The organism is Thermanaeromonas toyohensis ToBE, from assembly GCF_900176005.1.
Taxonomy (GTDB): domain Bacteria; phylum Bacillota; class DSM-521; order Neomoorellales; family Neomoorellaceae; genus Thermanaeromonas; species Thermanaeromonas toyohensis.
The window spans coordinates 2,750,352-2,772,271 of record NZ_LT838272.1; the positions used below are offsets into that span (position 1 = coordinate 2,750,352).

Genomic DNA, 21,920 nt, shown 5'->3' on the forward strand with positions numbered 1-21,920 from the left:
TCCTTACCATAGTTTAAGACGCTTAGCTGCATCCCGTAATTCTGCCCGGAAATCCGGGTGGGCAATATTTATAAGCTGTTTAACTCTCTCTCTAATGCTTCTTGCTTTAAGGTGAGCGACGCCGTATTCGGTTACCACATAGTCCACATCCGCCCGTAGTAGGGTCACTTTGGCACCTTCTGGCAGGCAAGGGACGATAGTAGATATAGTCCCACCCTTGGCGGTGGATCTCAAAGCTATAATAGACTTGCCGCCGGGAGACATCTGGGCTCCTATAGCGGTATCTGTCTGACCTCCTGTGCCGCTGTACTGGAAATGGCCCAAGCTCTCAGAGACCACCTGCCCTGTAAGGTCAACTTGCAGGGCCGTGTTGACGCTCACCATCTTATAATTTCTGGCGATAATACAGGGATCGTTGGTGACCCTTCCAGGCTGGAATTCTACAGCTAGGTTTTCGTTGATAAAGTCATATAACTTACGCGTGCCCAGGGCAAAATTCCCTACCATTTTGCCGGGCCAGAGGGTTTTACACCGTCCGGTGATAACACCAGCCTCGACAAGGTCTACCATGCCATCGGTAAACATCTCGGTATGAACCCCTAAATCTTTCTTGTTCATTAGGAACTTGGCGATAGCATTGGGTATGCCCCCAATGCCCAGTTGAATAGTAGACCCGTCTTCAATTAGATCCGCTATATAGCTCCCTATGGCCCGCTCTTCTTCGCTCGGTTCGATAGGCTGTATCTCCACCAGAGGGGCTTCGTATTCTACTACGTAATCCACCTGGCTGATGTGTACCTGGGTGTCGCCGTAGGTACGGGGCAGGTTGGGGTTTATCTCTAATATTACTGTTTTAGCTACAGCCATAAGGTCTTTTTCGTATCCTACTCCCAAAGACAGGGAGAAGTAGCCGTGCCGGTCCATAGGGCAGGCGGTCCCCCAGAAGAAATCCGGCGGGTCAAAACGAGCCTTACGCGGCCCCCAGTCTCGGCCGTGGGAAGGGATCAAAGAAACGGTGCCTAGCTCATGTCCTTTGCGCTCGTTAGCCCCATAAAACCAACTTTCCAGGATGAAATGTCCCTTCATGCTGGGGTCCAGGAAGAAATCAAATTCTCTGAGGAGCAAGGCACTGAAAACCCGGACGTTTTCTACTTCATCACGGCGTTTCCCCAGGGCCCCTAAAAGGCCTGGCGGAGCTGAAGCAGCCATAGCTGCGGCAATGCTGCAATTGGAAGTTACCATACCGACAGCTTCATCTATGCTTATGAGTTTGCGGCGGTATTGTTCTTTATAATTCACACCCATGGTCCCTTTCTCCTCCTCGGCACAGTTCCTTTGAGTTTTATTCCTCAGGACCCCACTTGACCACGGTAGCTGCCCAGGCGTACCCGACGCCTGCGCTCACCATGACCACTATGTCCCCATCTTTAACCAGCCCCCTTTCCAGGGCCAGTTCCAGGGATAATATTTGATCCATTTGTCCTATATGTCCATAATCTTCCAGATATATAGACTGTTCAGGTCTTAAATTTAGCTGGGAAAGTATATACTCATGTGCAGAGCGCTTCATGTGTAAAAGGCAGAGATATCCGATATCCGCTGTGCTATAACCGCTTTCCTCCAGGGCTTCCCTTATAACCCTTAAGAAATTGGGCATAGAAACTTCTTCTAAACGATTCTTCATACCTTCAGGATCGAATACATCTAGACTATAAAGCCCCTGCGCTACTGTTTCCGGTGTCAAAGGGACTTTAGTGCCTCCCGCCGTGACTCCCACGGCATCGGCCAGGGAGGGATCGGTTATAATACGGCTTCCTAGCACCGTGTTTCGCCTTAGACCTTTCTGTAGCACAACTGCAGCGCCACCCGCTCCCAGATTGTACATAAAGCGCACGCGGGGATTCTTGTAATTTATCAAATCTCCGTTGCGGTAGCCGCCGGCCAGCAATACGGTGTTTATATTCTCATTGGCCAGCATAAGGTCCTTGGCTATCTTGAGAGCCATGACCATGGTGCCACACCTGAGCTGCACATCGAATCCCCAAGCGCGCGTTGCTCCAACGCCTCCCTGGAGTTTAATGGCACCCGTCTGGAGTAAATGCTCCTTATATTCTTCGCCAATGTAGATAACCAGATCAATTTCTTCTGGCTTTATCTCCCCTTTTTCCAAGGCCAGACGAGCGGCTTTGATACCCATTTCTATGGTATGATCGTCTGGACCAGGGATAGGTTTCCGTTTAAAGCCCAGTTTTTCTTCTACTATCTCCTGGGGTATCCCGCTCTCCCTGGCTATATCGGCACTGGTCATAAAGGTGGAGGGTATATATACCCCCGTACTGCGGATGCCTACTGTCTTTTTCATTTAGCCCTACTCCCTTCACAAAAGGCAATTTTTATATTTTCCTCGTATCCAAGGGGATAACTTTGTTGTGGGCCAAGGCTTTTTCCTTTTCCACGATTTGTTGGAAAAGGGAAGGTATTTTGTCAATACCTGTTAAATGATATACGGTCCCGCTTTGCACATGATGTATAATGATCCTCCACGGTATTTGCTCGTTGCCCGCTTCATACATAATCCGGACTACAAAGGAAGCCATTACTTTTTCCTGCAACCGCTTTGCCCCTTTCCCCAAAAAGAAAACCTGCTATCCTTTGTTACCATGATAGCAGGCTCAAGTTGCTTACTAGTTACATTTAAACGGCTATAAAATTCTGGGTCAATTTTTTATACAGCTTAACTGTTTTGAGGGAGGGCGATACACCTAATTCTTTTCTTAAAACCTCCTGGCATCTTTCATACACCTTCACCACCATAGACCCATGGCCCAGTTTACTATAACAGTACATTTTAAGGCGATAGGCCTCTTCCCAGCATTTATCCTTCTCTAAAATCCTGTCAGCCCATTCAATGCACTCTTTGTATTCTCCCCTGCGCGCCAGTAACCTCGCCAAAAGCTCTGCTCCTCGTATATAAACCACTGCCAGTCGCTCCCGTTCCTCCAGGCACCACTCTTCCAGGTTTATCCCCTGTAAGTAATCACCCTGATACAGTTCTAAGGCCCGCCTCAGCAATACCTCCGCTTCTTCCGGTCGCTCCTCCGCTATCTCTTCCGCCCTAGTAACGGAAGTTTCAAATTCTTCTGCGTCAAGCCAGAAACCGGAAGCTAAGTTAAAATAATAAGCGGAACCCTGCCTCTGGATAAAAAATGACGGACTTCTGGGCTGCCTGCTGGGCTCCAGTACATTGAGCAAGCTATTAAGAGCCACTTTGAAGTCGCGGGAGGCCGCCTCCGGATCGGCATCCGGCCACAGGTAACACATAATCTCCTCTTTATGCAATAGGACACGCCTCTTGGTTAGTAGTAATTGAAAGAGTCTCCTGGCGCTTTCTCGGCGCCATTCCTGAGGGCTAATTTCTTCCGTTCCGCGCCACACGCGAAACTGCCCCAGAGTTTGGATGCGCAAGGTATAGCCTATGACCGGAAGGCTATCCCTGGCGCCCAGTTTATCCAGCTGCCAATTTACATAGGAAAGGCGTATTCCTTGCTCCTTGGCCGCACAAAGTAGCGGCACAGAAGCCCTGCCGTCTCGGGCTCCCAAAAGGCTGCCCCGGTGCAGCAAAAAATCGTATCCCCGGGTTTCGCATAACTCTAAGAGCTCGGACACATTTTCGCGAAACTCCTCTTCCCGCCCTTCCTTTAAGGCAATATAGGAGAGCCACCACGCGGAAACAGTTTTGCCAAAGCTATCCCCGCAAAGGGTAAAAAGTTTTTTGGCTGTTTTTAAGTATTCCTTGGCCTTTTTCAATTCCCCGCAGCATGCACCGGCCATACCCAGGCAATGATAGAGCATGGCGGCAAACCATCTGTCCCGCACCTGCTCTGCTACCCGTATCCCTTCCAACCCGCATCGCTGGGCTGATAACCAGTCCCCTTCCAGGCTGTAGGTAAGGCACTGGCCCATCAACACTTCTGTACGGCCACGGATAACACCAAGTTTATCGTTTAGTTCTAAAGCGCGCCTGTAAGCCTCCCAGCAACTGGCAGGGGAACGCCCTTGAACCAGAAATGCATGTCCCAATCGCACATAACCAATGGCTTCTGTGAAGGGAGAATTTAACCTCCGTCCCGCTTCTATACCTTCCTTAGCGGCAACCTCAGCCTTTTCTCCTTCCCCTATCAGGGAATAACATAAGGAAAGTACCAAAGGGGTTTCCCGGAAGGAAAAGGGGGGGTGGTACTTCCCCTTTTCTAAATGAGCATTATTTTCTAGTAATTGGATTGCCGCCTGCAATCTTCCTGTACGCAGAAGCAACCTGGCCTCAAAATTTCCTCTACTAGCCAGATGCAGCATCTCGTTAGCCAGCTTTTTATAACGGCTAGCATGGCGCGGCTTGCCCTGGTTGACCATATTCTCCGCCATAAGATTCAGAATCTCGGCCTTCTCTTCATTGTGTTCTTCACCCAACATTTTGTAGGCCCGGCGCAAATATTCTTCTGCTAGAGACGGTTGAATGGTATCAATATAGACTTCCGCCACTCCTTTCCAAGCCCTGCTCTGCCCAACCCTGTCACCTGCCGCAGAGTACTTTTCCGCCGCCCGATAGTAAAGCTCCAAAGCCGCCTGATAGTTAGAGGCCAATCTCTCAGCATCACCTAAAGCCACTAAAAAGTCCGCCCTTTCTTGGTATTCAAGAGGTAACTGTTTAATATAATGTCGCAGGTGTTTACCCCGGCCACTAAAAATTAACTCGCGGCTTAAACGAGACAATAACTCAGCGGCATCAGCCCATTGCCTGCCTGCAAACAGGTAATGAAGAGCTTCTTCATATTGTCCTTCATTAAGGTAAAAATAGCCTGCGCGGCAATGTAAAACCTCCCAATCTGGCAATCTTTTGCGAGCTTCGCGCCTTAAAAAGTCTCTAAAAAGGTTGTGATATCGGAAGTGTCCCTCGCCTAAATCGGTGAGGAATAACCCTTTTTCCAGAGCCTCATAAAGAAGCGCCGGTGTAAAATCGTCCCCCATTAAAGCCCTACAGGCCGGGATACTTAGATCGTTTAGTATGGAGGACCGGAGCAGGAACATTTCTAAAGCAGGGGACTGCTGCCTCAAGACATCAAGGGCTAGAAACTCAAATAAATCCTCCAGATTATCGTATAATATAGCTCGCCGGGCCAGGGCTTGCGGGACTTCATTCAGGATCCTGCCGATTAGTCTTACAGCCATAAACCACCCTTCGCTGTAGTCATAAATAGCCTGTACTTCTTCCCGGCTAAAACGACCACGATAAGTTCTGGCTAAATATTCACTCACCTCATTTACTTCTAAAGCCAGGTCTTTCTCTTCAATTACCAACCTCTCTCCTTTAGTTCCCAAGCGACATACCTCTGGTAGATTGACCCGTTCTCTGGAAAGCAAAGCTACCTTAAGCCAGCCGGGCTTACCGGCCAAGAAGCGGTCGAAAAACATGGCGATGTCTTTCTCTTTCCCTACTAGATGCCAGTCGTCCACGACCAGAATAGCCGGTTCCCTTTCCTGCTTATTAAGCGAAGCTAAAAAAGCCTCCAATACCCTCTCCCAGCTTATGCCGTCCAGCTTAGCAAGCTGCGTGCCAATGTTTTCTCCCGTGCCCGTCAAAAGACTATCCAGGGCCCGGGCCAGGTAACTAGCAAAAGTAAAAAGGCTAGCATCTTCCGGACCCGGGCTGTACCATGCGCAAGGCAATTGTTTTTTAGTAACAACCTGGGCCACAGCAGTCGTCTTACCGTACCCAGCACCCGCACAAACAATAGTCACCGCATAATCCATTAATTTATCGAGCTTGGCTTTTAGTGCGGGCCTGAGCCAGGTGTCTGCCTCTGGTTTGGGGAGAGCCAACTTGCTCTCTATCAAGGCCAGCGGCCTGAACAAAGTTTCGACCCCCTTGCTAGGGTCCAATACAACCCATTTTTTAAGAGGAACTTTAATTTTAATTTTAACATAAAAAAGATTGCATATCAGTTACAAAAAGAGGCCCCGCCCATTATCACAGGCCGGGGCCCAAGCTGCTCGAATTTTACCCGCAGCTTAGCGTTTGTTCATGATAGGAGGTGCAGTTTCTTCGGGTTTGATTTCCCTTATTAGTACCGGTACCGGGTAATCGAATCCTTCTTTTTTCTCAAATCTGATGTGATAGAGGGTTTGCAGGGCTTGATGGTCTTCTTTGCGGAAGGTCATGGTGCCTTTGGGTGTCTCGAAGCTCATTCCTTCCATTACTTCTATTAGCTTTTCAGCGTTAGTATCGCCACCCGTTTTTTCTAAGGCTCGTACAATGGCCACCGCAGCCGCAAAACCTCCAGGAGTAAAGAGATCTGGCGGCCTGTTATATCGCTTCTTATGTTCCTCTACTAACCAATCGTTAACAGGATTCTTGGGCAGGCCGTGATAGTATACAGAATAGCCTTCCTGTCCCACCATGCCCCACATAGCTTTCATAGCAGCAATTTCCGGGGTACCTGTAATGATTCTAATACCCTTTTCAGCAACCTTCATGTCCTGTATCTGTTTCCAGGGAGTATTGGCGCTTCCAGCCCAGATTACAAAAAGATAATCCGGTTTCGCGTTGATGATCCGCTGAATATGCGCTGTAAAATCTGTGGCATTCATAGGAGCAAATTCCTGCAATATAACCTTTAGACCCTTAGGCTCTCCAAGTTTTACGAAGGCCGCAGCTCCCTCTCGGCCAAAGGAATAATCCTGTGCCAATATGGCCACTGTAGCACCGGGTTTAGCGGAAGCTATGGCTGACGCTACAGCCAAGGCATCCTGAGAAGAATTCCTGGCCGTCCGGAAAATATATTTGTTCCACTGGGCACCGGTGATGCTATCCGCTACTGCGGGTTCTACCACCATAATGCGCTTGTACTCCTGGGCCAAGGGTAGCACAGCTAGGGCATCGGCCGAGCTACTACACCCTACCAGTATGTCCACTTTATCCTGCTCCAGGAGTTTAAGAGCTTTTTGTTTGGCCACGTCCGGCTTAGTGGTCGTATCCTCCGCTATTACTTCTATGCGTCGGCCGGCCACTTCCTTTGTGCCCTTGGTAGCATACTCCAGTCCCAGTTCAAACCCGGTAACCGTGTCCTTGCCGTAGCTTTCCAAGGCACCGCTCAGAGAGGCTAGAATGCCTATTTTGATGGGCGTTTTTTTCTCCTCGGCCCCAGTCTTACTTTTGTTATCCTTGCTGCTACAAGCAACTATAAACAAAGAGAGTAACAGACAAAGTGCTACAATAACAGCGCTTCTCCGCTTCAAATTAACCATCCCTCCTTAAGATAAACAAAAGTATTCAAAAATTATCTTGTTCTAAGTTAATTTTTTAAACCCCTTTCACCCCCTACGCGCAAGCTGTGGATACATATTGGTAGGCATTCCTCTAATAGCATTTTAAAATTTTGAAGTTGCAAAGCAGTTACCATATCGCCTTTATCCCATAGGGTGTCCTTTCAAGAAGGTAAGAACCCGGTTATTGAAGGGTGCGGCCTGCTCCATAAAAAACAAGTGCCCTCCGCCGGGAAATATTTCCAGCAAGGAGCCTTCTATCCTCTCGTGCAATAACTTTGAATTCTGAGCAGGTATTACCCGATCGTCGTCGCCAGTTAGTATGAGGGTAGGCGCCTTAATATTTCTTACTTTCTCTCCTAAATCTACTTTTAATATAGCTTCCCATTGCCTCATCCACGCGTATCGGGGTAAAGGATCCGATAATCGCTGTTCAACTAGCCTATCCAATTCTCCTGGATTCCGGGATAGGAATTCTTGGCCGAAAGCGTATCTCATAGCTTCTTTAAGCGCTTCCCTGGCTGGCAACTTCCTCTTGTTTAACATCGCTTCTACTGTTTCTTTCGGAACAGGAACCGCATGAGGGCCACCGAAGGTAGTACACACAAGAACCAGAGTGTGAACGAGTTTAGGATAGAGCAGAGCCAGAGCCTGGGCTATAATGCCTCCCATGGAAACCCCCAAGATATGAGCCTTAGTAATGCCCAGCCTGTTCAAAAGTTCACCAGCATCATAGGCCATTAGCTCAATAGTATAAGGTTCATCCGGTTTGTCGCTTTTTCCTACGCCGCGGTTGTCAAAGGCTATGACCTGAAATTCCCGAGAAAAGGCTTCAATTTGCTTTTCCCACATCCACAACGCGTATCCTAATCCTTCGATCAAAAGCAACGGTTCGCCTGCACCATACACTTCATAATATATTCTTATACCATTTACTTCCTGCCACGGCATTGTAGTATCTCCTTCCCCTTTTATATCCCTCCATACATAATTTGAAGGCCGCTACTTGACGCGAACTAGGACGTTCTAAAGGGCGTTACTCGCTCTGCCAACCTCACCACATTACGGCCTAGCTGATGGCATTCTCTAATGGCCACTTCATCTTCCTCTACACTGCGTCTCCACTGCATAGGGCCACTCCTCTCCATGGCCTGAAACAGACTGCCCATCGCTCCACCATTATATACCTGCCCTACCGGGTCCCGGCTAGAGGCGAGTATCATGCCGTGCATGGTAATAAAACGTTCTAGTATGATATGGGCCAGTTCTTGTCCGCCGTTCCGCAGCGCTGCATTAGTGACCGCGGCACCCACCTTGCCGCTCAGCATGTTCTTGGCGAGATAAAGCCATCTCGTACGGTCCATAAAAATCTTCATCAGCCCGCTGACGTTGGCGAAGTACACCGGCGATCCGAACACGATACCGTCAGCTTCCAGCAGTTTTTTACCCAGGAAGCCCATGTCGTCATCTGTTATGGAACATTGGGGCTTTTTGAGGCAACAATTACATCCTTGGCACGGTTTTATATTATAGTCTACCAGCTCTATTAGTTCAGTGCTGGCTCCCATTTCTTTCGCCCCTTCCAACACTGCCGCCAGAAGGGACCAAGTATTCTTGCCCTTGCGGTGGCTACCGTTTATAGCCAATATTTTCACCATGGTAGGTACAGCACCTCCTCAGAGAGGCCAATAATTGATAGGATGCCTCAATAAACCCTATCCAAATCCAGATCTACCTATGAATATTCATAGAACCCGCGGCCCGTCTTGCGGCCCAGATAACCAGCCCGCACCATCTTGCGCAGTAAAGGAGCTGGCCGGTACTTATCTTCGCCCAATTCCTGGTACAAGGTTTCCATAATGGCCAGGCAGACATCCAGACCGATTAAGTCTGCCAGGGCTAGGGGGCCCATGGGATGGTTGGCTCCTGCCACCATGGCCGTATCGATATTACAAGCGCTGGCCACGCCCTCTTGGAGTAAGAAAATAGCTTCATTGATCATGGGGATTAAAAGCCTATTTACCACAAATCCAGGGCTTTCTGATATTACTATGGGCTTTTTACCTAAAGCCAAAGCCAGTTGACATATGGTTTCAACCGCTACTTCGCTCGTTCTCTGGCCACGTACGACTTCCACTAACCCCATAACCGGAACCGGATTGAAGAAGTGCATTCCTATTACTAATTCAGGTCGCCTGGTCACCGCCCCCATTTCAGTGATGCTCAGGGAAGAGGTATTGGAAGCCAGAATAACTCCTGGCGGGCAAATTTCATCTAACTTACGGAAAAGCTCTTGTTTGGCTTCTATTTTTTCAAAAATAGCTTCTATTACTATTTCAGCTTCTGTAGCTAAATTGAGATCTTCCCCGCACCGGATACGGGCTAAAGCCTCTGTAGCTTCATCTTTTTTAAGTTTCCCCTTGTCTACCATTTTCTCCAGGTTATGCTTTATTGTGTTGTATCCCTTTTCGGCTAGTTCTTGACTAGTATCCAATAGGGTTACCCTAAAGCCCGATTGGGCAAGGACCTGGGCAATACCGCTGCCCATGGTCCCTGCACCCACCACAGCGACATGCCGCTTTTCCATTATCGCTGTAACCTCCCCATATTTAAATCATCAACCCACCATCTACACCCAACACTTGCCCGTTAATGTAAGAAGCCTCATCTGAAGCCAAGAAAAGATAAGCCGCAGCTACATCCTGGGGTAAGCCCAAACGGCCCAAAGGCGTCTTTTCTTTCATCATATCTAATATCTTCTGAGGTACTTTAGCCGTCATATCCGTTAGGATAAAGCCAGGGGCCACCGCATTTACCCTTATACCTTTCCTACCCAGTTCCTTGGCCCAAGATTTGGTCATGCCAATTACACCAGCTTTAGTAGCTGCATAGTTAGTCTGGCCAATATTACCGTAGACACCCACTACTGAAGAAGCGTTTAGGATGACGCCAGAACCCTGTTCCAGCATAATAGGCGCCACCGCTTGGGTGCAGTTGAAAACGCCCTTCAAGTTTACAGCTATAACTTTGTCCCATTGTTCTTCCGTCATTTTGGTGAGCAGGGCATCGGATGTTATCCCTGCATTATTGATTAATATGTCAATGCGGCCGAACTCCTTTTTGGTGGCCTCTACCATGGCTTGTACACTGGCCCGGTCAGTCACGTCGACTTTAAAGAAAAGGGCTGCTGCTCCTATAGCTTTAAGCTCCTCTAGCGTATTATGACCCGCTTCTTCGTCAAAATCACAGATAACTACTTTGGCTCCTTCACGAGCAAAGAGCAAAGCTGTCTCTTTTCCGATCCCTTTAGCTCCGCCAGTAATTATAGCTACTTTATCCTTAAGGCGCATAAGTTACCTCTCCCTTCTTAAAGAATTATCCATAAGATCGTCAATAATTATCTTCGAAAAGGAGGCTAAAACCCTGGCAGGGAATCCTTATCCTGCCCGCTCCACTATAGTGGCCACCCCCATACCCCCACCTACGCATAAAGTAGCTAAGCCGTATCGGCTATCCCTCCTTTGCATTTCATAGAGGAGGGTTACTAGAATGCGGGCACCGCTAGCGCCTATGGGATGCCCTAAAGCTATGGCTCCACCGTTCACATTAGTCTTGTTTAAATCCAATTCTAATTCTTTAGCTACGGCCAGGCATTGAGCAGCGAAGGCTTCGTTGGCCTCAATTAAATCTATGTCAGCTAAAGTCAACCCTGCCCGTTTTAAGGCTTTGCGGGTAGCTTCTACTGGACCGATGCCCATAATGCTTGGCTCTACTCCGGCTGTAGCCCAGCTGCGGAGCACAGCTAATGGCTTAAGGCCCAGGCTTTCGGCCTTCCAAGCAGAAGTTAAAACTAAAGCTGCTGCCCCGTCGTTTATCCCTGAGGCATTGCCTGCAGTGACAGTTCCATCCTTCTTGAAGGCTGGCCGAAGCTTGGCCAAAGCCTCTAGGGTGGTGCCGAAGCGGGGATGTTCATCCTGTGCAAATATAATAGGTTCTCCCTTTTTCTGGGGAACTACTACAGGCACGATCTCTTCCCGGAAACGGCCTTCTTTTATGGCCTTTTCCGCCCGTTTCTGGCTTTCCAGGGCAAAAAGATCTTGTTCTTCCCGGCTTATATTATATTTTTCGGCCAAGTTTTCGGCGGTGATCCCCATGTGGTAGTCATTAAAGACGTCCCAGAGACCATCTTTAATCATAATATCTACTACTTGGCCATCACCCATCCTCATGCCCCAGCGGGCACCCGGTAAAGCATAGGGTGCCTGAGACATACTTTCCATCCCACCGGCAACAATTATATCTGCTTCACCACTAACAATAAGGCTAGCAGCTAGGTTTACAGCCCGCAAGCCTGATCCGCAGACCATATTTATAGTCATGGCTGGGATTTCCACCGGAAGCCCGGCTTTTATGGCTGCCTGCCGGGCCGGGTTTTGTCCCTGGCCAGCCTGGAGCACATTACCCAGGATCACTTCGTCTACTTGGTCCGGTCTTATACCAGCTCGCTGTATAGCCTCCTTCACCACTACGGCCCCCAGTTCGGTTGCCGCAATATCCTTTAAAGTACCTCCAAAGCTGCCTATGGCTGTGCGAACAGCGCTGACAATAACTACTTCGGTCATAATCCCATCCTTTCTTTGCTTGTTTTGTGGTAGTGGTATCTTTCTTTTTACTCTTAAGCTAAAATAAATCTTAGAGTTACTTCCCCTCCTTTTAAAGCTTTTATTACATAAATCTAGCCTTCTGGGGTTACAGGTGGGTTACGACATCTTTACAAAGGCGGGATGATTGAAAAAAACTCAGAATAAATTAACCCTTAATACCCATAGGTTTATCTATGAAAATGCGCTCATCCATGGTTTTTAAATCCTGAGCCACCTTAGGAACAAAACCCATCTTATCAAGAATATCCTTTTCCAAATCAATCCCCGGTGCAATTTCGGTTAAACAAACCCCCTCTGGCCTTAACTCGAAAACAGCCCGCTCCGTAATATATAGGACAGCCTGGCCCTGTTCCCGCGCGTATTCCCCACTGAACGTAACTTGCTCCACCTTAGGTACTAGCTTCTGAAACTTTCCTTCGTTCCGTATATGCAGGCGGCCGTCTCCGGTACTAATTTCTAACCCTCCTGCAGTAAAAGTGCCGCAAAAGATAACTTTTTTGGCGTTTTGGCTTATATTTATAAACCCTCCTGCACCCGCAATGCGCGGACCGAATTTAGAAACGTTTACATTCCCTTCTCCATCCATCTGGGCCATACCTAGATAAGCTAAATCGAGGCCTCCGCCGTCATAGAAATCAAACTGAGAAGGCTGGTCGATAATACATTCTGGATTAACCGAAGCCCCGAAACTTAATCCCCCTGCCGGGACGCCTCCTATAGGTCCAGACTCTATGGTCAAAGTCATATAATCGCTAATTCCTTCTTCTGCTGCTACGGCAGCGATGGCCTCGGGAATACCGATGCCTAAGTTTACAATAGCACCTTGATATAGCTCGAATAAGGCCCGCCGGGCAATTATTTTACGTTCGTCCATGGGTATAGGGGGTAACTGGGTCAAGGGTATTTTAATTTCACCACTATAGGCAGGATTATAGGGTTCAGCAAAGGTCTGATGGTGATTTTCTGGCCGCGCTACCACTACTACGTCCACTAAGATGCTGGGAATCTTAACTAACTTGGGATCTAACGTGCCAGCCTGGACTATCCGCTCCACTTGTACAATAACCTTACCGCCGGAGTTCCGGGTAGCTTGGGCAATGGCCAAGGCTTCTAACCAAACAGCCTCTTTTTCCATACTGATATTGCCTTTTTCGTCAGCTGTGGTACCCCGGATAAAAGCAATATTGATAGGAAAAGCCTTGTAAAAAAGCCTTTCTCGTCCACCAATAGTGACAAGTTCTACCAAATCTTCAGATGTAATGTTATTTAATTTACCGCCTTCCAGCCGGGGATCCACGAAGGTTTTCAGACCTACATGTGTAATAACTCCTGGCCTCTTGGCCGCTATTTCCCGAAATAGCTGAGATATTACTCCCTGAGGAAAATTGTATGCTTCAATTTTGTTCTCTACTGCAAGCCGGCCAAGCTTAGGAGCTAGATTCCAGTGGCCGCCGATGACTCTTTTCAGTAATCCCTCGTGGGCTAAGTGATTCATACCCCGCTCCTGTCCATCTCCTTGCCCTGCTGCATAGACTAAGGTTAATTTTTGTGGACGACCCGTGTTCAAATATCGCTTCTCCAGGGCGGAAGTGAGCTCTTCGGGGTGCCCGTTTCCTACAAATCCATTAATAGCCAAAGTATCTCCGTCTTGTACTAACTTTACTGCTTCTTCTGCAGATAAGAACTTAGGCGCCATCTACATAAAACCTCCCTCACATAAACAGGATTCTATTCCGGGGACACCTTTCAGGTGTCCCCGAGTCTCTATGAAACAAGCTCCAGAACTTAGCCAGCTATTTCGCAGCTGTGTCCAACTTATACAAAGCCTATAACCGGGGCCAAAAGGGCTAGAAGGAACCCCGTGGCAAAGGTAATAATGGTAGCTACCATGAAAATGTCTAAATAAGAGTCCCGGTGGGTTAAACCGCAGATAGCCAGTAAAGTGATTACTGCACCATTGTGAGGTAACGTATCAAAACCGCTAGAAGCCATAGCGGCTATTCGGTGTAAAAGCTGTGGATTAAGCCCGACGTTTAAAGCCCAATCCAAATACTGCTTACCCATGGTTTCTAAAGCTATACTCATACCTCCTGAAGCTGAACCGGTTATTCCAGCCAAGACATTAACGGTTATGGCCTCTGAAACAAGGGGTAATCCTCCTACCTTAATAGACATCAGAGCGTTGGCTATGGCTTTAAAACCCATAAGAGCAGCTATGGTATTTCCATAACCTACTTCGGAGGCTGTGTTCATTATGGCCAGCAAAGATCCTAGAGTACCTTGGTTCAAACTGTTAACATATTTATCTTTCATAGTACGCCAATTTAAGGTTATAGCCGTTATAATCCCTATCACTAGGGCGGTCAGCAAGGCCCAAGTAGGGGCCACCTGAGCTATGGAGCTTGCTCCCTGGAAAGGCTTCATAATGTCAGGTTTGAGACCTGTAAAGACCTTGGTTAACACGAAGTTCAGTATTAGCACCAAAACCATAGGAAGAAGGGATGTCCACACAGGGGGGAGGTTATTGTTATCGAGTGTTTCCGGTTCATTCTTGGTGTGCTGCCCATAGCCTTCACCCGCTGCCACAGCTTTACGGCGGCGCCACTCTAGCCAAGCTACGCCAGCGGTAAAAACGATAATAGTATACAAAATACCCGTAACTGGGGCAGCATAAGCTGTCGTTCCAAAGTAACGAGTGGGTATCATGTTCTGTATCTGGGGAGTACCAGGTACGGCTACCATAGTAAAGGTAAAAGAGCCTAGAGCAATGCAACCGGGTATCAGCCGTTTAGGTATTCCTGCTTCTTTAAATAAAGCCGCAGCAAAGGGATATACAGCGAAGGCTACCACAAATAGGCTTACTCCCCCATAGGTTAAGATGGCACACGCCAATACTACAGATATGATGGCCCGTTCTTTACCCAAGGACCGTACTACCCAGTGAGCTATAGAACGTGCTGCTCCCGAATCTTCCATTACCTTGCCAAAAACAGCACCTAACATGAATATGGGGAAGAAGTTTTTGATATAAGTGACCATCTTAGGCATGAACAATTCAGTATAGGTGGGTAGTGCATGCAACCCGCTTGCTATAGCTGCTAGCAAAGCAAAAACGGGAGCCATGAGGATAACCGACCAGCCACGGTAGGCAAAAAACATTAATAGACCAAGACTTATGAGAATGAATAAAATACTAATAAATTCCACTTTTTCCTCCTCCTTTTGGGTATGCTTTTGGCTCTTTTCTTATTTCTCAGCTTCATATGACATATCTTCCAGCATAGTAATCTCCCTTCTTTCTCCACCTCCTTTGTAATCTTTTGCTCTCACTTTAGACAAAAAACTCTTCTTTGCTTTAAGGGGAACAGGAATATATCTGATGTCCGTGCTACTTTATTGTTAATGCAATTTCCGTGCCAAGCACGCCATCCTAACAAGCAAAGATATTAAGGAAGAAATTAGCAGAAAAAATCCTAACATTACTTTACTTTTTCATAAATAGTTGTCTAGAGGGATTAAAGCAGGTAAATCATAGTACAGCCAAATTTTGTATATATGATGAAGATAGTATTCCGGAATCCCGGAATAAACCTTTTACCGAATCCACCAATCTTTATCCCTCAACTATATCTGTTGATTTTCCGGAAATCTGGACTAATTTCCGTATTCCCGGAATGCACTCTCTCGCAAACCGTAGCGAGCTACTTTTTCATAAAAAGTAGATTTGCTTAATCCTAAAAGATGTGCTGCCAATAGACAGTTTCCTTTAGTGTATCTCAATGCCTCCTCCAGTAGCTCTTTTTCCACTCTAGCTAACGTTTCTTTTAAAGGGCGCAAAGGCCTTGAGTTAAAAGTTCTTGTTTCTGTAAGGTAAGGTGGCAAATGGTGGGGCAAGATCTCCGGTCCATCTACTACGTTGAGCGCTCGCTCCAATACGTTTTCTAGTTCTCTAACGTTTCCCGGCCAATTGTGCTGGAGTAAGACTTCTAAGGCTGCAGGGGTAATTTTCTTCCTTCCACAACCTAAAGTTCTTCCTAATTTATCCAAAAAATGCTCCACAAGTAAAGGAATATCTTCTTTACGCTGTCTTAAAGGAGGTATTTCGAAAGTCACTACATTCAGTCGGTAAAAAAGATCACTTCTAAACCTTCCCTCCCTTATCAAGGCTTCCAGATCTCGATTAGTGGCTGCAATAACACGAACATCGATCTTGACCGGCCGATTGCCGCCCACATGCTCTATTTCTTTTTCTTGAAGAACTCTTAGGAGTTTAGCCTGCATGTTTAAGGGCATATCCCCTATCTCATCTAAAAATATAGTACCGCCATTGGCCAGTTCGAACTTACCAGGTTTACCTCCCTTTTTAGCCCCTGTAAAAGCGCCTTCTTCGTAACCGAAAAGTTCAGATTCTAACAGGTTTTCCGGGATGGCTGCACAGTTAACCTTTATAAAAGGGCCACGATAGCGGGGCGAGGCATTATGGATAGCATGGGCAAATAACTCCTTCCCCGTACCACTTTCTCCTTTTAATAACACTGTTGAAGAAGTTGAGGCCACTTTATTTACCATCTCTTTTAACTCTCTTATTACTCGACTTTGGCCTATAATATCTTCAAGTGAATATCTAGCTTGCTGGTAATGCCGCCGGAGTTGTCCTTTATAGTATTCAAGTTCTTTCTTTAACCTCCGGACCTGTTCTGCCAGTTCATCAACTTCAGAGATATCACGGAATAATACTTTACCCACAGCGCCTATAATTTTATCCCCTTCCCATATAGGGATACGATCGCAAATCATATTATGTCCTTTGATGCGTTGTACTTGACGGAATTCCGGCTTCCCTGTCTTGATAACAATATGCATTCTAGTGTTTTCAATGACTTCTTGAACATGTTTACCGATCATCTCTTCAGGTCTAACACCTAAAAAGTCTGCATAGGCTTGGTTAAACATAGTGATATAACCGTTCTCATCAACTACCACTATCCCTTCATAGGCGGTATCTAAAATAGTATACAAAATATTCCTCCACCTTTCAGTAAGTTCAAGCTTCTTGGTCATTCTTCTTAACTCGGTTATTTCTCGTAACAATAACAAAAGTCCCTCGTTCATGCCCCCTTTCTTTAGCGTCACAGCACGACACAAAAAGTCCCGGTCACCGATACTTATCTCTCCTTCTTTTTGACCGCCTCGCTCAAGAAGGCCAACGAGTTCTACCCAGAAAGGAACTTTACCAAAAAGTTCGCTTAATGAGGAGCCAATAACTGAAGCGCCTAAAAAGTTTCTTGCAGCTGGATTGGTATTAATAACTTGCAGTGAACTATCCGTCAGTAATACGGGATCCTCCAAGGTTTCCCATAGAAGCTTGAGAAAAGATTGGGGTATAGGCATCGGTCTCTCAGCTCCTTAAAAAAGCTATATAAATACGTTTCTGTTATTAAAGTACTATTTGCTTTTTATTAACGTCAATCCTTCAAGTACTCTACAATCCTTTGTATCTTCTACATAAGACCCCAGCTTAAGTCATTGTTCGATTAACCGTTTATCCTACATAGTTACCCTAGTCAAATTTCCTCTATCGAGTAAGTCTCTTATACTTCTGTAACCCAAAGGTAACTTGTAAGGTTATATTTTTTAAATAGTTACGCTCTACCTCTGGCACGAATCTTGCTTATAGCCTGGAAATAAAAAGACCCACGCCTATCAACAAGGGGGAAATGCAACTATGGCCTACAGATTCGATGAAATCCAAATCGGTCAAAAAGCTAGCCTTAGCAAAACTATTACCGAGGCCGACATTTACGCTTTTGCTGGTATCACCGGCGATTTTAACCCCGTCCACGTTGACGCAGAATTCGCCAAAAAAACTATCTTCAAGGAGAGGATCGCCCACGGCCTTCTAACTGCTGGACTTATTTCCGCCGTGTTGGGCACCAAGCTCCCCGGCCCCAACAGTGTTTATCTTAAACAAGAGCTTGAGTTTACTGCTCCGGTGCGGATAGGTGATACTATAACGGCAGAAGTCGAAGTAATGGAAAAGAAGCCAGAGAAAAAAATTTTGCGCCTAAGAACCATAGCCTTTAACCAAAAAGGGGACACGGTTCTAAAGGGAGAAGCAGTTATTAAAAAACTAGATTCGTGAATGTGTACTCAATTACTAATCAACAGGTTAAAGAAAGGAGAAGAAAATCTCGATGGACCTGAATCTGACGAAATCCCAAAGAATGATCCGCCAAATAGTGCGGGAATTCGCTGAAAAAGAAGTTGCGCCAGGGGCCGCTGAACGGGACAACACTGGTGAATTCCCTTGGGAAATAGTGAAGAAAATGGCTCGCTATAACATGCTGGGCATCCCCTTCCCCGAAGAGTACGGCGGAGCTGGAGCCGATACTTTGAGTTACATTATCACTGTAGAAGAGCTGGCCCGGGTATGCGCAGCTACTGCGGTTATTGTCTCCGCTCATACTTCCCTTTGCGCTCACCCTATCTATCAGTTCGGTACTGAGGAGCAAAAACAGCGCTTCCTGGTGCCTTTAGCCCAGGGAGAGAAATTAGGAGCTTTCGCGCTAACCGAGCCCAACGCGGGTACGGATGCCGCCTCCCTTCGGACAACCGCTATACGCCAAGGGGACTCCTACGTTTTAAACGGGAACAAGATCTTCATTACCAACGGCGGGGTTGCCGATATTTACATTGTCCTGGCCAAGACGGATCCTTCTAAAGGTAGTCGTGGTATTACCGCTTTTATCGTAGAAAAAGGTATACCGGGCTTTTCCTTTGGTAAAAAAGAAGATAAATTAGGTATTCGCGCTTCCAGCACCACAGAACTTATCTTCCAGAACTGTCACATCCCCGCGGAAAACCGGCTGGGAGAAGAAGGGGAAGGATTTAAGATCGCCATGCAGACGCTGGATGGGGGGCGTATAGGTATCGCGGCCCAGGCCCTAGGCATAGCCCAAGCCTGCCTGGATACCTGTTTACGCTATGCCAAGGAGCGCGAACAGTTTGGCAAACCCATTGGATCTTTTCAGGCCATACAGTGGATGCTGGCCGACATGGCTACCCAGATCGAAGCAGCGCGCCTCTTAACCTACCGTGCCGCCTGGCTCAAAGATAACAAGCAACCCTTCTCTAAAGAGGCGGCCATGGCCAAGCTCTATGCTTCAGAAGTGGCCATGCAGCAAGCTGTGAAAGCCGTTCAAATCCACGGGGGCTATGGCTATATGAAGGATTATCCTGTGGAGCGTTTCTTCCGGGACGCTAAGATCACGGAAATATATGAGGGAACTTCGGAAGTGCAGCGTATGGTAATTGCTTCTCATCTCTTGCGATAGGGAGGAACGGTAAATGAGAATAATAGTTTGCATTAAACAAGTGCCAGACACCACCGAAGTGCGAATAGACCCCCGTACGGGTACTCTGATACGAACTGGGGTACCCAGTATAATTAATCCCGAAGACTGTCATGCCCTGGAAGCGGCTTTGGCCATAAAAGATCAGCACGGAGCAGAAGTAATTGTCCTTTCCATGGGCCCGCCCCAGGCAGAGGAAGCCCTTTTAAAAGCTTTAGCTATGGGAGCGGACCGGGCCATCCTGCTCACCGACCGGGCTTTTGCCGGTGCCGATACCGCAGCGACATCTTATACTCTAGCCCAAGCCATAAAGCAGTTGGGCTCCTATGACTTAGTCCTTACCGGCCGCCAGGCTATCGACGGGGATACCGCTCAGGTGGGACCTCAACTAGCCGAGCTATTAGATATCCCCCAAGTTACCTACGTACAAAAAATAGAACTTCTATCTGACGGCACCTGCCGCCTGCAACGCGCCCTTGAGCGGGGTTATGAGATCGTTGAAACGCGTCTTCCCGCCCTGTTCACAGTTATAAAAGAGTTAAATACACCGCGCTATCCTTCTATTCGGGGGATTGTCCGCGCCTGCCGTCAAGGCATCACCGTTTGGACAGCCAAAGATGTGCCGGTCGACCCGAACCTAATAGGTCTGAAGGGATCTCCTACCCAAGTAAGGCGTACCTTTGTCCCCGAGCACAAAAGAAACTGCTTAATCTTAAAAGGCTCTCTAGAAGAAATCACCGTAACCCTGATCAACCACCTTAAAGAGCGTAGACTTTTGAAAACCTCTGTTGCCTAAAAAGTACAAGGAGGCTCAGTAAGATGCGTATAAACACCGAACTATGTACAGGGTGTAAAGCTTGCCTACGTCACTGTCCCTTCGAAGCAATAGAAATCGTGGATAAAAAAGCTTATATCATGGAAAACTGTACCAACTGTGGCGCATGCATTGATTCCTGTAAATTTGGCGCCATCCAGAAAGAGGAAGATACGAACCAAACGGCCCCCGAACTCAAACCATCCTCTGAGACTTATGAGGGAATCTGGGTATTCGCCGAACAACACCGAGGCCGGCTGGCCGAGGTTGTACGGGAGCTCTTGGGAGCTGCTCAAGATCTGGCCGTCCAGCGCCAAACTTATGTAGCCGCTACCCTTTTGGGCTCCGACGTCGCCGGCCTGGTAGAAGAACTTTTTGCTTACGGAGCTGAACGTGTTTATTTGGTAGAGAACCCGGAACTAACTCTATACCGCACTGAGCCCTATACTTATGTGTTAGCCCAATTAGTCCACGAATTTAAGCCAGAAATTTTTCTCCTCGGAGCTACAACTCTAGGCCGCGACCTGGCCCCGCGCCTCGCCCGGCGCTTGGGAACTGGCCTAACGGCTGACTGCACCGCACTTGCCATCGATCCCGAAGAAAGGCTTCTTTTGCAGACACGCCCTGCTTTTGGCGGCAACTTAATGGCTACCATTGCCTGCCCTCATCACCGGCCTCAGATGGCCACAGTCCGGCCGGGAGTGATGCACAAAAAAGAGCCGGATTACACCCGCCGTGGAGAGGTGGTGAGGCGCTCCTACGAAATCCCTCAAAAATGCCTAAGGACCAAGGTTCTAGAAGTTGTAGACCAAGCCAGGACTACGGTAAACTTGGAAGAGGCCGAGATCATTATTGCCGGAGGACGCGGCCTAGGCGGTCCAGAGGGCTTTAAGATGCTAGAAGAGGTGGCTAAGCTCCTGGGGGCTACTGTAGGAGCCTCTCGTGCGGCGGTAGACGCCGGCTGGATAAGCCGCGACCACCAAGTAGGGCAAACGGGTAAAACAGTAAAGCCTAGGCTCTACATTGCTTGTGGTATCTCTGGCGCCATTCAACATCTAGCAGGTATGCAAAATTCCGAGTGTATTATAGCTATTAACACCGACCCGGAAGCCCCTATTTTTAAAGTAGCCGATTACGGAATTGTGGGTGACGTCCATCAGGTATTACCCGTCCTGCTAGAAGAACTGAAATCTTAATAATAATTGAAGCTTGGTCGTTACTAAGGCCGCCTCAGGTTTTCATCCCCTTCTCTTCCTGAGGCGGTTTTTATTATATGCTATATATAATTCTCCGTTGGGCCCATAAGCTATACCCTGAGGTGATAAGAAGTTCCCGGTGGCAACTCTAGTCCATAAACATTACTTCTGCTTCCCCTTCTAGCACCGTCTTCCCCTCTTCGTTGCGGCATTCTGTTTTGAGCTTTAATCGGCGTTTGTTCTCATCCTTAGCTACAACTTCCACACAAGCTTCTATCAAATCTCCTGGGAAAACGGGAGCCCTAAATTTGAAAGTCTGGCTTAAGTAAACTGTTCCTGGACCAGGTAATTTGTTACCGAGCAAATTAGATATTAGCCCTGCTGTAAGTAAACCATGAGCAATCGGCCGTCCAAAAATCGTTTTACGGGCATATTCTTCATCCAAATGTAGCGGGTTCTGATCGCCAATAAGCTCTGCATATTTTTTTATATCCTCAAAAGTAATCCTGCGCTGTAAACTCGCCCTGTCGCCGATTTTAATCATTGCATATTTATACATATTTATCCATACTTC

At 47.4% G+C, this 21,920-nt stretch carries 18 protein-coding genes; 4 read left to right on the forward strand and 14 right to left on the reverse strand.

Annotated features, from left to right (window positions below; translation table 11 throughout):
- Window positions 1–3 precede the first annotated feature (3 nt).
- The 13 genes from B9A14_RS14085 to B9A14_RS18055 form a co-directional block, all read right to left on the reverse strand.
- Window positions 4–1,299, reverse strand: a complete 1,296-nt coding sequence (locus tag B9A14_RS14085; protein ID WP_084667168.1) for an acetyl-CoA hydrolase/transferase family protein — start codon at window positions 1,297–1,299, stop codon at window positions 4–6.
- Window positions 1,300–1,342: 43 nt separating this feature from the next.
- Entirely contained in the window at window positions 1,343–2,362 is a 1,020-nt protein-coding gene (locus B9A14_RS14090) for a 3-oxoacyl-ACP synthase (RefSeq protein WP_084666485.1), read from the reverse strand.
- A gap of 31 nt (window positions 2,363–2,393) precedes the next feature.
- Window positions 2,394–2,612 (reverse strand): hypothetical protein, encoded by a 219-nt coding sequence (locus tag B9A14_RS14095; protein ID WP_157109973.1) that lies wholly within the window; start codon window positions 2,610–2,612, stop codon window positions 2,394–2,396.
- A gap of 82 nt (window positions 2,613–2,694) precedes the next feature.
- Complete coding sequence (locus B9A14_RS14100; RefSeq protein ID WP_084666487.1) at window positions 2,695–5,910, reverse strand: AfsR/SARP family transcriptional regulator; 3,216 nt, start codon at window positions 5,908–5,910, stop codon at window positions 2,695–2,697.
- A 156-nt stretch (window positions 5,911–6,066) separates the two neighbouring features.
- Window positions 6,067–7,293 (reverse strand): substrate-binding domain-containing protein, encoded by a 1,227-nt coding sequence (locus B9A14_RS14105; RefSeq protein WP_084666488.1) that lies wholly within the window; start codon window positions 7,291–7,293, stop codon window positions 6,067–6,069.
- Between the two features lie 171 nt (window positions 7,294–7,464).
- Entirely contained in the window at window positions 7,465–8,271 is an 807-nt protein-coding gene (locus B9A14_RS14110) for an alpha/beta fold hydrolase (RefSeq protein WP_084666489.1), read from the reverse strand.
- A gap of 65 nt (window positions 8,272–8,336) precedes the next feature.
- Window positions 8,337–8,978 carry a flavodoxin family protein gene (locus B9A14_RS14115; protein WP_197686523.1) on the reverse strand — a complete coding sequence of 214 codons (642 nt, stop codon included), beginning with the start codon at window positions 8,976–8,978 and terminating at the stop codon, window positions 8,337–8,339.
- A gap of 77 nt (window positions 8,979–9,055) precedes the next feature.
- Window positions 9,056–9,907: a 3-hydroxyacyl-CoA dehydrogenase family protein gene (locus tag B9A14_RS14120; RefSeq protein WP_084666490.1), complete on the reverse strand. Its 852-nt coding sequence runs from the start codon at window positions 9,905–9,907 to the stop codon at window positions 9,056–9,058.
- Window positions 9,908–9,929: 22 nt separating this feature from the next.
- Window positions 9,930–10,670, reverse strand: coding sequence for a 3-oxoacyl-ACP reductase FabG (gene fabG, locus B9A14_RS14125; protein ID WP_084666491.1), 741 nt, complete (start codon window positions 10,668–10,670; stop codon window positions 9,930–9,932).
- An 87-nt stretch (window positions 10,671–10,757) separates the two neighbouring features.
- Window positions 10,758–11,942 carry an acetyl-CoA C-acetyltransferase gene (locus B9A14_RS14130; protein WP_084666492.1) on the reverse strand — a complete coding sequence of 395 codons (1,185 nt, stop codon included), beginning with the start codon at window positions 11,940–11,942 and terminating at the stop codon, window positions 10,758–10,760.
- Between the two features lie 187 nt (window positions 11,943–12,129).
- Entirely contained in the window at window positions 12,130–13,680 is a 1,551-nt protein-coding gene (locus B9A14_RS14135) for an acyl CoA:acetate/3-ketoacid CoA transferase (protein WP_084666493.1), read from the reverse strand.
- 119 nt (window positions 13,681–13,799) lie between these two features.
- Window positions 13,800–15,182: a GntP family permease gene (locus tag B9A14_RS14140; RefSeq protein WP_084667170.1), complete on the reverse strand. Its 1,383-nt coding sequence runs from the start codon at window positions 15,180–15,182 to the stop codon at window positions 13,800–13,802.
- 456 nt (window positions 15,183–15,638) lie between these two features.
- The gene (locus B9A14_RS18055) at window positions 15,639–17,375 is read right to left on the reverse strand and encodes a sigma 54-interacting transcriptional regulator (RefSeq protein ID WP_084666494.1); all 1,737 of its coding nucleotides are present in this window, start codon (window positions 17,373–17,375) and stop codon (window positions 15,639–15,641) included.
- Between the two features lie 334 nt (window positions 17,376–17,709).
- Here B9A14_RS18055 and B9A14_RS14150 point away from each other — a divergent pair, with 334 nt between their 5' ends.
- The 4 genes from B9A14_RS14150 to B9A14_RS14165 are packed head-to-tail and all read left to right on the forward strand — an operon-like array spanning window position 17,710 to window position 21,346.
- Entirely contained in the window at window positions 17,710–18,126 is a 417-nt protein-coding gene (locus B9A14_RS14150) for a MaoC family dehydratase (protein WP_084666495.1), read from the forward strand.
- A 52-nt stretch (window positions 18,127–18,178) separates the two neighbouring features.
- A complete protein-coding gene (locus tag B9A14_RS14155) occupies window positions 18,179–19,318 on the forward strand; it encodes an acyl-CoA dehydrogenase (RefSeq protein ID WP_084666496.1) in 1,140 nt (379 codons plus the stop codon).
- Between the two features lie 13 nt (window positions 19,319–19,331).
- Window positions 19,332–20,132: an electron transfer flavoprotein subunit beta/FixA family protein gene (locus B9A14_RS14160; RefSeq protein ID WP_084666497.1), complete on the forward strand. Its 801-nt coding sequence runs from the start codon at window positions 19,332–19,334 to the stop codon at window positions 20,130–20,132.
- 23 nt (window positions 20,133–20,155) lie between these two features.
- Complete coding sequence (locus B9A14_RS14165) at window positions 20,156–21,346, forward strand: electron transfer flavoprotein subunit alpha (protein ID WP_084666498.1); 1,191 nt, start codon at window positions 20,156–20,158, stop codon at window positions 21,344–21,346.
- Window positions 21,347–21,494: 148 nt separating this feature from the next.
- Here the strand turns inward: B9A14_RS14165 and B9A14_RS14170 are convergent, their stop codons facing one another.
- Window positions 21,495–21,905 carry a MaoC family dehydratase gene (locus B9A14_RS14170; protein ID WP_084666499.1) on the reverse strand — a complete coding sequence of 137 codons (411 nt, stop codon included), beginning with the start codon at window positions 21,903–21,905 and terminating at the stop codon, window positions 21,495–21,497.
- Window positions 21,906–21,920: the final 15 nt, after the last annotated feature.